The organism is Streptomyces sp. NPDC002088, from assembly GCF_040296605.1.
GTDB lineage: Bacteria > Actinomycetota > Actinomycetes > Streptomycetales > Streptomycetaceae > Streptomyces.
Genome location: NZ_JBEOXO010000065.1, coordinates 1 through 9,271, shown reverse-complemented (window position 1 = coordinate 9,271; position 9,271 = coordinate 1). Strand labels below are relative to the sequence as shown.

General features: G+C 68.7%; 8 protein-coding genes and 1 pseudogene. 4 read left to right on the top strand and 5 right to left on the bottom strand.

What is annotated here, in order from left to right; all coding sequences use genetic code 11:
• Positions 1–158, bottom strand: a pseudogene (locus tag ABT114_RS50840) (DUF4097 family beta strand repeat-containing protein); the annotation flags it as partial.
• Positions 159–948: 790 nt separating this feature from the next.
• Positions 949–1,368 carry an HIT family protein gene (locus ABT114_RS49400; RefSeq protein WP_351153684.1) on the bottom strand — a complete coding sequence of 140 codons (420 nt, stop codon included), beginning with the start codon at positions 1,366–1,368 and terminating at the stop codon, positions 949–951.
• Positions 1,369–1,379: 11 nt separating this feature from the next.
• Between ABT114_RS49400 and ABT114_RS49395 the strand changes: the two genes are divergently transcribed.
• The gene (locus tag ABT114_RS49395; protein ID WP_351153682.1) at positions 1,380–1,547 is read left to right on the top strand and encodes a hypothetical protein; all 168 of its coding nucleotides are present in this window, start codon (positions 1,380–1,382) and stop codon (positions 1,545–1,547) included.
• An 870-nt stretch (positions 1,548–2,417) separates the two neighbouring features.
• Here ABT114_RS49395 and ABT114_RS49390 read toward each other — a convergent pair.
• Entirely contained in the window at positions 2,418–2,648 is a 231-nt protein-coding gene (locus ABT114_RS49390; RefSeq protein ID WP_351153679.1) for a dTMP kinase, read from the bottom strand.
• A 175-nt stretch (positions 2,649–2,823) separates the two neighbouring features.
• On the opposite strand from ABT114_RS49390, the gene ABT114_RS49385 reads away from it, so the two are divergent.
• The 3 genes from ABT114_RS49385 to ABT114_RS49375 all read left to right on the top strand — a co-directional run bounded on the left by ABT114_RS49385 (position 2,824) and on the right by ABT114_RS49375 (position 7,939).
• Positions 2,824–5,595 (top strand): tetratricopeptide repeat protein, encoded by a 2,772-nt coding sequence (locus ABT114_RS49385; RefSeq protein WP_351153676.1) that lies wholly within the window; start codon positions 2,824–2,826, stop codon positions 5,593–5,595.
• Between the two features lie 330 nt (positions 5,596–5,925).
• Positions 5,926–6,714: a hypothetical protein gene (locus ABT114_RS49380; protein ID WP_351153674.1), complete on the top strand. Its 789-nt coding sequence runs from the start codon at positions 5,926–5,928 to the stop codon at positions 6,712–6,714.
• A 445-nt stretch (positions 6,715–7,159) separates the two neighbouring features.
• Positions 7,160–7,939, top strand: a complete 780-nt coding sequence (locus tag ABT114_RS49375) for a hypothetical protein (RefSeq protein ID WP_351153671.1) — start codon at positions 7,160–7,162, stop codon at positions 7,937–7,939.
• A gap of 283 nt (positions 7,940–8,222) precedes the next feature.
• On the opposite strand, the gene ABT114_RS49370 is transcribed toward ABT114_RS49375, so the two are convergent.
• Together ABT114_RS49370 and ABT114_RS49365 are read right to left on the bottom strand one after the other, a co-directional pair.
• A complete protein-coding gene (locus tag ABT114_RS49370) occupies positions 8,223–8,741 on the bottom strand; it encodes a mycothiol transferase (RefSeq protein ID WP_351153668.1) in 519 nt (172 codons plus the stop codon).
• Positions 8,738–9,139, bottom strand: coding sequence for a VOC family protein (locus ABT114_RS49365; RefSeq protein ID WP_351153665.1), 402 nt, complete (start codon positions 9,137–9,139; stop codon positions 8,738–8,740). Before ABT114_RS49365 ends, ABT114_RS49370 begins: the two co-directional genes overlap by 4 nt.
• Between the last annotated feature and the right edge of the window lie 132 nt (positions 9,140–9,271).

Genomic DNA, 9,271 nt, shown 5'->3' with positions numbered 1-9,271 from the left:
TCTGTCTGCTCAGCGGCTTTGGTGTCGCGGCTCTTGGAGGGGTCGGCGGGCAGGACCTCGACGGTGGTGTCGGCGCGGTCGGCGGCGATGAACTGAATGCGTCCCGCGGGGATGTCCAGGACGGCGGAGATCGGAGCTGGGGTGTCGAACTTCTGCATCGTGCTCTCCCGTGACTCGTCGTTTCTAATGACGGAAAAGCTACGTTGCATTCAATAATCCTTCAACAGACTCGTTGCACACAACCACCATCACCGCAGATCAATGACAGGAAATTGTGGAAATTGTTGCAATGGTTTGAAATTTAACGCAACAACGGCCACCCCACTGCGTTGCAATGAATTGGAAATGAACGCCACGCCGGAGGCATCCAACGAGCACGACACGGCACCAAGGAGACCGCGGTGCCAGAACGCCAGCAGACCGCGTCAGGGCCGGCCGACAGCCTCGCCTACACGGAGATCGCCAGACGCCTCGACCATCACCCGCGAGGTGATGGGCAACAGCGGCCCCACCGCCTACCTAACCCACCACCCCACCGAACACCGCACCCACCGGCCCAGGCAGACCACGCCCCATCCGGCGGAGGCACCCCCCTCAGCGCCTGCCCGAAACGCGGGCCGCGACCGGGCGCTGCGCCAGATCTGCGCAATGCCCCGACCACGGGCCCGCCCACGGCCACCCCAGGACCCCGACCGCAAACCCCACCATTGCAGGTCACGGCGTTGCGCAGCCGATCGCACACCGACTGCGCAGCCACAGCCCGCCTCTGCCGGACGCCCATTGCGCAGCCCACCGCCCCCCTGCTGCGCAGTTGACGCTCACTGCCGGTTGCGCACCACGCCCGTTAGGAGTGCCGCGCTTCGCACTCGCACGCATCTCGTCGGCCTGACCGTGATCTGCGTGGCTCTGTGCACGAGAACGGGTTCTGGCTCAACCTCTGTGGTGGGGTCACGTCGCGTAAGTGGCCGCCATGGCGTTGGCGAGCTGTGTGACAGGGTCACCGATGATCTGGTGACGGGACTGCTGCGTCGGCCAGGTGGAGAACCCATCGTCCGTCCAGCGCGGAACTACGTGGAAGTGCAGATGGGGTACTGACTGCTCCGAGCCGGGGCCGCTGGCGTTCAGGATGTTCACGCCTGTGGCCTTCAACCCGGTCCGCATCTCCCGGGCAAGGTGCTGGACCAGCGCCATCGTGTGCGCCAAGACCTCTGGGGGAGTGTCGAAGATGTCCGCCCAGTGAGACGTGGGAATTACCAGGGTGTGCCCTGGCGCGAGGGGGTTCAGCGGAGCGAATGCGCTGGCCACGGGCCCGCGCGTCACCCACCGGGCGGCGTCGTCCCGGATCAGGTGGCAGAAGGTGCAGTCCATGTGGTCTGACCTTGGCAGAACCAGCACGGTGCCCGCCAACCGTTCCTGGTTGGCGCGAATCCGCGGCAACCTGGACCATCGACAGGCAGGTCACCACCGGCAGCACCGGACAGGCCGGCCAGCTCACCGAGACCCGCCAGAGCGAACTCCCCATCGGCGAAGCCCAGGCCGTCAACTAACCATCGCGGCCTGCGCAATGGACACGCTTACGCAGCCCCAGCCACGCCTACCCGGCAACCGGCCCCCAGCAGGTCACAGCCCTGCGCAGTCGGCGCGCAGCCACTGCGCAGGCTCACGGCCAAGGAGTTCTAGAAGCCGGTACCCCCTGCGCCCAACGGGCGGCGGCCTGGCGGTGATGCCTGTGCCACCGCGTCCTCGACAGCTGGGGCGAGCGTTTCGGCAGCGGCCCGCTCCGCGGCTGTACGGCCGCGTGAGTCGCTCGTTGGTGACTGCTCCTGAGTGGGGCGGGGGCCGGTGCCCAGAGGACGGCGCATGGTGTGCATCGGGTGAGTCTGCCAGGCAGTGACCTACTCGGAGGGCACACGGGCGCGGGTGGTTCGGGGCAGGCCGGACCACAGCCACCCGGATCCCGACCACAGGCCCGACCATTGCAGGTCACGGCGTTGCGCAGCCGATCGCGCACCGATTGCGCAGCCTGCCTCTGCAGGGCGGCAGACTGCGCAGCCATCCCTCCCGCGGCGGTAGTCTGCGCAGTCTGGTCGGCACCGGTTGCGCAGCACCGTTGGCCGCCCTCCCCCTGGTGCGCACTCGGCTGCGCAGCCCACCGCCCCCGATACGCAGTCGACGCTCACCGTCGGCTGCGGCCGCGGTGTTCAGAACTCCTGGTGGGCGCGGTGGCACGGTTCACGACCAGCGCGGCCGGCCTGCTTGGACCGCGCGGGCCTGCGCCCCGGCTTGGGGATCATGGAACACAGACCGCACCACATCGTCACCCACCCACCAGCCTTACCGCCACGCTACGCCGGGGCAGACGCCCTGATGTCCCAGACGCCGCCCCGCCCAGAGCCGGCGCGCGGGCGTCCGCAGGGTCAGGGGGCGGGCCGGCTGCCGGTGAGCAGGGTCCGCAGGTAGGCGCGCTGGGCTGCCAGGAGGCGGATCGTGCGGTCGGTGCCGCCGGGGAGGAACGGCAGGAGCACCATGGCGGGGATCGTTGCGGCGAGGGCGGCCAGGACGGCGGGGGTCAGCAGGGCGACCAGGAGGACGCGCTGCAGCGTGGCCAGTGTCCGCGGGGAGGGCAGCAGGGTGGGCAGGAGGTGCATGGTGGTCTCCTCGCGGTCGGCGTGCCCGGGGCCGGGCGCGGCAGATGTTGAGGAGTTGGTGCCGCAGGGTTTGGTTGTCCAGGCCCGTCCGGGCTGTTGCCGCAGGTAAAGTCCGGAAAAGCAGGGTGTTGTCCCGGGATAGCGGGCAGTGTCCGGGGGGCGGGAGCGGGGCGCGATGACGGGGAAGCAACGCGGCGGCAGGCCGTGGGGAGAGATCAGAGCGGCGAGCACGGAGGCGCACGAGCTCGCGGAGTTCCTGCGGGCGCGGGTGAGGGCCAGCGGCAAGACGCTTGCGGTTTTGGAGGGTGAGATCAGCTACTCCCGCTCACAGATCTCCCTCTATCTGGGCGGCCAGGTGCCCGAGAGAGTGTTCATCGAGGCGCTGCTGTGCGCGACCGTCCCACCCGCGCTGCGTGACCGCCTCCAGGCTGAAGCGCAGAAGCTGTTACAGGCGGCACGCAATCCGCGGCCAGTCGGCAGGCCTGCCGGTTCCGGTGGCGGCGCCAGCGATCTGGCCGGGGAGTTGGCCGCGGTGCGGGCCCAGCAGGTGGAGACCTACGAACGGCTCACCCGCGCGCTGGAACAGCAGAACGAGCTGCGCCAGGCCGCGGACAACTCCGCGAAACTCACCATGGTCCTCCTCGCCATGATCAGCAGGCTGGAGCGGCGGATCACGGACCTGACCAGCGAACGCGAGCGGCTGCTGGCCGCATCGGCCGACGACACCCGCGTGAGTTTGACCGAGCAGCAGCTCACCCGCGCCCAGGAACAGGAACTACGCGCCCAGCAGGAACTCCGGCGAACCCAGGACAAACTCGCGCGGGCAGAAGGCCTCGCCGCAGTAGTCCAAGCGAAGGTCGACCAGCTCGAGACCGAACTCGACGGACTGTTCGGCACCAACAGGCGCAACCCCACAGACGACTCAGACGCCCTCCGGACACCGCCCTCCGGCACACGGGCCGGCGCGTTCGCTGATCCCACGGCAGACGACATCGACCAGGCCCTCGCGCAGAGCGCCGTCGTCAACGACCGTGACGACCAGACTCTCCAACGCATCACCCACGACCTCGGCCACACTCCAAACAGCCCCGGCATTGTCCAGGACAACCACCCGGACAAGCACTCCACCAACGCAGTCACCGCAGACAACCCACCCGGGGTCTGGCTCAACACCAAGGGACCCTTCTGGCGAGCCGATCAGAGCGCACAAGCCCTGACCGCGACCGCCAGAGGCGACATCCACGAAGCAGCCCGCATCTACCGCTCACTCAACAGGCTCAACACCCGGTTCGGCCCCGAACACGCCAGCACTCTCCTCGCCCTGCGTCAGGAGGTCATCTCCCGCGGCGAGCAAGGCGGCTACGCCCGCGCGGCAGAGGAACTCGCCGGACTCACCACCGCCTGCGAGCGCATCCTCGGCCCGCAACACCTCGACACCCTCACTACCCGGCACTACCACGCCTACTTCCACGGTCTGGCCGGCAACTACAAGGACGCGGTGGACGCCATCGCCAGACTCGTCCGCGACTTCACGCACGTCCGGGGCGCAGAACACCCCGACACCCTCCACGCCCGGCGCAACCAAGACCATTTCTTCGGACTGGCCGGCGGCTACGCCCGCGCGGAACGTTCCCTCGCCACCCTCGGAGCCGTCTACGAACGCGTCCTCGGCCTCCAGCACGCCGACACTCTCTACATCTGGCAATGCCACGCCTCCTTCCGCGGCAAGGCCGGCGACTACACCGGCGCGGCAGAGCAGCTCACCACACTGTGCCTCGGCTTCGACCGCATCCTCGGCCCAGACCATCCCGAGACCCTCCACACCCGGCGCATCCTCGCCTGCTTCCACGGCATGGCCGGCGACTACACCGGCGCCGCACGTACCCTCGCCGAACTCGGAGCCCTCAACGAACGCGTCCTCGGCAAAAGACACCCCGACACCCTCACCGCCCAGCACCGTCACGCCTACTTCCACGGCCTGGCCGGCAACTACAAAGACGCGGCGTACGCCCTCGCCGGCCTCGGCCACAACTTCGAGAGCGTCTTCGGCCGTCAACACCCCTACACCCTGCGCACCGGGCGAGACCACGCCTACTTCCGCGGACTGGCCGGCGACCACCACCACGCGGTGCGCGAGCTCGCCTCACTGCTCAGCGAGCACGAACACGCCCTCGGCCCACGGCATCCCGACACCCTCCACACCCGACGCAGCCTCGCACACCTGCGCGGATTGGCCGACAGCTACACGGACGCGGTCGACGAGTTCGCTGAGCTCGTCTCCCTCTACGAGCGCATCCTCGGCCCTGGACACCCCGACACCCTCCACACCGTGCGCCACCACGCCTACTTCCGCGGACTAGCCGGAGACCTCGTCGGCGCACTGAACGAATTCGCCGAACTCGCCCCCCACTGCGAGCGCATCCTCGGCCCTGAACACCCCGACACCCTCACCACCATGCACCACCACGCCTACTTCCGCGGACTAGCCGGAGACCTCGTCGGCGCACTGAACGAATTCGCCGAACTCCTCCCCCACTGCGAGCACATCCTCGGCCCTGAACACCCCGACACCCTCCACACCCAGCGCCACCACGCCCACCTGCTCGCGCTGACCGTACAAAGAGACCGTGCCGAAAGGCTGCTCGACGAGCTCGTCCGCCGCTTCGAGCGCGTCCTCGGTCCAGGACACCCAGGCACCATCCGCGCCATGGACAGCCTCGCCTACCTCCGGAGCCGGCCCCCTCACAACGTCACAGCAGAAGAACTCGCCGAACTCGACACCCCGTACGGGCCCTATATCCGCTCCCGACACCAGCACCCCAGGACCGCGGACCATCAACTCCCCGACCATCAGCTCCCCGCCCCCACAGCAACCCCCAACAGCAGCGTCCTCCGCAGAATCGCCACCTACCTCGGATACCCGCCCAAGAACCCGTTCCAGCAATGACGGGTGGAGGGTCCAGGAGCAGACACCAGAAGAGAACGGCGGACACGAGGGCAATGGCGGCCAGCTCGCGCACGGACATGCTGAGGATGTCGCCGTAGACGGACCTGAGCCGTCACGCCACAAGGCCAGGTACACGCCGCGGGAGTGCACCGGGTGAGCGGAGTCCCGCCCAAGCCCTTCAAGATTTTTTGCCGGTAGGTCCGCCGCCCGGGACCGAGAGGTGAACGAACCGCGCACTGAAGGAGCACGTCACCTTGTCCACCCCTTCCACCCGTTGCCTTGATGATGCGATCGACAGCGCCTTCGATCCGGGGGGCGATCGAGCTGGCGATGCTGATGCATATCGCCAACAACCCAGAGAAATCTCCCGCGTCCACCGAGGAGCCGGGGACCGCGCGGGACATCAGGGGCAGCGAGGCCAGTCTCAACCTGGTCCCTGCCCCCGGCTGGCTGAAGCAGGACGCCGAAACCGTGTTGCCGGGCTCGCCCCTCCCCTCCGACCACGCCCCCGACCTGGTCGAGGCCCTGCGCACCCAGTACATGATCACCGTGGTGACCGATCCGCAGCTCACCGTGGAGCTCGTGAACGCGCTCGCCGTACGGACGCTCGTCTTTCGCCGTAGTGAACGGTGGTGTGAGGCGGTCTCCACCGCGCTGCTCGGCACCTGGAGCGACCCTCTGTGGTCCGACGGCCACCTGCCCACGACAGCGATCGGCGCCCTCAAGGCGGAGGCCCGCACGGTGCATCGGCAGCTGATACCGGTGTGGGAGCGCCGGACCCGGCACGGCCGGGTGCTGTCCCTGGACGCGGATCTGGGCGGCGGGCTGTCGCTGCACGACCTGGTCGTGGACGACGTCGACCTGCTGGCACACACGGCGGGCGGGGTGTACGAGGACGAGCGGCTCAACACCGTCCTGCGCGCCCTCGACCCGGCTGAGCGGCAAGTCGTGTTCGCGTACGCCGACGGCGAGGGGACCACCTGGGCGGAGTCCGCGGCCGCCGCCGGCGCCACCGACCCGGACGCATTCGGCGAACGGGTCCGCCGCAAGGCCAAGCGGCAGGCCGACGAACAACGGCGCCGCGCCACACATCGACAGACCGGCCCGACGGCCCCCTGATCCGACCTCACCTCCCGTGCCGGAGCGCCGAGTTCCCCACCTCACCCGCATGACGTTCCTCACATGCAGGGGCGCATGAGCCCCCTAAACCCGACTCCGTGTAGGGGCCGCAGGCTCTGCGGGGCACGTTCAAGTGCCCCCCACGGGCGTGGAACGCCTTCGCCGCCCCGCAGGTTGGCCGCCCACTTGTCGTCCTGCGTGCGCTTCACCAGCCGCTCCTCCTCGGTGGCAGGGGCTAGGGAGAACGGGGTACAGCCGGACGGAGGACGCAGGTGCCACGGTACGAGGGCGTGCGGGAGGTGGCTAATCATCGGCCCGGCCGTCGGGATGTGCCCGTCAGGCCCTTGACCGGGTGCCGCTTCGACGGAGGATGGGGGAAGAGAGCGGGTCTGCGTGGTGAAGTGTGGGCCTCTGATAACTCCGACAGCAGGGAGCGTTTCTTCCGATGACCGCACAGCCCGCACGCCCTGAGCGCAGCGGTCCCGAGACCGCCTCGGTCATGGATGTCTCGCCGTTCAAGACCTCTCTCGTCAAAGCGGTGTTCAGGGACGTGACCCCGATGCACGTCTCTCGGTCGGCCGCGTGGGCCGCCGCGTCGGTGACGCGGACAGTGCTGACGGAGATCATCGACGGCGCGAGGAGAGCGGCGGCGGCGGAGGCCCGGAAGAAGCTGATTCCCGGGGACCTTCTCTCGGCGATCGACCGGAACGTCGAGCTCGAGGTGGGGGACAAGTGGTACGACCACAGCCCGACGTTTCAAGGCCTGACCGGTGTCCTGTACGACGCCGAGGGTGTCATCGTGTCTTCTCGTAAGCGCAGCAGGTCGCGCAAACCGAGTGCTGTGGTCGGCGCCCACAGGTTCGAGGCCGGGGTCAAGAAGCTGCTGTGGAGCCAGGGGGCGACGGCCGTCCCGGCGATGGTCCGCGACCTGGACGGAATCGCGAGCGTGTTCCTGACGGACCTCGCCCGGGACGCGGCCATGATCGTCCGCGAGGGCGGGGTCAAACGTTTCGGTACGGTCACCCTAGTGATGTCGGGCGAACCGGCCCCACCCCCGTTCCTCAAGGATTCCCTCCGGGCCCTGTCCGCCCGCAGGGGGGACGGGCGGACCATCGGCAGGGATGACATCCTGGCCGCCACCACGATTCAGTTGTTCGGCGGCAACCTCAGGCAGCGAGCCCTCACCGAGGCACGCGAGGCGACACAGAACACTTCGGCCGGCTGAGCTTCGCTTTTATCCCTGTGCTCGGCCCGTGGACGGTTGGTTGGGCGAGGTGGGGGACACGGGAGCCTGCCCACCGCGCCGCCGGGCATGCTGCGCAGTCCGGCCGGCACCGGTTGCGCAGCACCGTCGGCCACCGCCTCCTGATTCGCACTCGGCTGCGCAGCCCACCGCCTCGCTGGCAGCTGCCTCCGAGGTGCCGCTGGCATTGCCCGCAGGCGCTTGGCGATCAGGGACGGGGCCATCTGCCGCGCTCCGCGGCCAGCAGCATTCCTGAGAAGCGGCCTTAGGTCAGGACCATCCACCGTCGGCCGTCGATGAGTTCTCGTGCCGCATCGAGATGGCCGGCGTGGCACGCGGTCTCGGTGATGACGTGCAGCAGGACGTCCCGAGCGGTGTGCAAGTGTGGTTCCCCGAAGAGGTGGTGGGGCCACCAGGCCAAGGGAGTGTCCGCGGCCGCAGCGATGATGACGGCGTTGGCGAGGTCAGCCTCCGTGCGGTACCGGTCGAGGACCTCGGTGTGTGGGACGTCGGGCGCCACCTGCCAGGCGTCGTCAATGTCGTCCAGAGCTTTGATGACGGCCGGGTCACCGGTGATGACGGCGCGGAACCAGAACCGCTCGACGTCGAGCGCGAGGTGCTGGACGAGCCCCAGGCAGCTCCACCCGGATGGCAGCGCGGGCCGCCGCAGTGCCTCCGTGTCGAGCCCGTCGAGTATGCCGAGGACGTGGCGGCGCTGTCCCTCCAGGACGGACAGGAGTGCCCGGATCTCGGCGTTCGATGCCGCGGTTGTGGTCGTGGTCATTGTGCAATCTCCCAGATGTGGCCGCCCGGATCACGGAAGCTGGCGGTCCGTATTCCCCAGGGCCGGTCCATCGGACCGTTCAGCAGCGTCACACCGCGGGCGGCTAGTTCCTTGCACATCGCGTCCACGTCGTCCACGGGGAGGGTGAGTTGCAGGCGGGAACCAGAGTCCGGACTGGCGACGCGCGCGGGGTCGATCAGTTCGTACGCTGCAGTGGTGCGCAGCAGATTGATGAGGGTGTTTCCGAAGCCGAACACGGCCGAGTTGTCGTCCTCGAAAGTCACCGGCAGACCGAAGACCTCACGGTAGAACCGCTTCGTGGCCTCCAAGTCCTCGACGAATAGGGTGATGGCACCGACGTTTCCGGGCCAGGCGGTATCGCTTGTCGCATGGGTCACGGCTACAAAGGATCTACGAGTGGCCGCGCCCTGAACAGGCGTGGGGGGGGGGGGGGGCCGGGGGGCGCCCGGGTTGGGGGGTGTTGGGGGGGGGCCGCCCAACCGGGGGTAGATGTAGGTGTAGGAGGGGGA

What these genes read in the sequence shown, in the direction of transcription:
- ABT114_RS49375 (WP_351153671.1), top strand. Translation starts at nt 7,160, where the DNA reads ATGACCGCACAGCCCGCACGCCCTGAGCGCAGCGGTCCCGAGACCGCC.
- ABT114_RS49400 (WP_351153684.1), bottom strand. Translation starts at nt 1,368, where the DNA reads ATGGACTGCACCTTCTGCCACCTGATCCGGGACGACGCCGCCCGGTGG.
- ABT114_RS49390 (WP_351153679.1), bottom strand. Translation starts at nt 2,648, where the DNA reads ATGCACCTCCTGCCCACCCTGCTGCCCTCCCCGCGGACACTGGCCACG.
- ABT114_RS49380 (WP_351153674.1), top strand. Translation starts at nt 5,926, where the DNA reads ATGCTGATGCATATCGCCAACAACCCAGAGAAATCTCCCGCGTCCACC.
- ABT114_RS49385 (WP_351153676.1), top strand. Translation starts at nt 2,824, where the DNA reads ATGACGGGGAAGCAACGCGGCGGCAGGCCGTGGGGAGAGATCAGAGCG.
- ABT114_RS49370 (WP_351153668.1), bottom strand. Translation starts at nt 8,741, where the DNA reads ATGACCACGACCACAACCGCGGCATCGAACGCCGAGATCCGGGCACTC.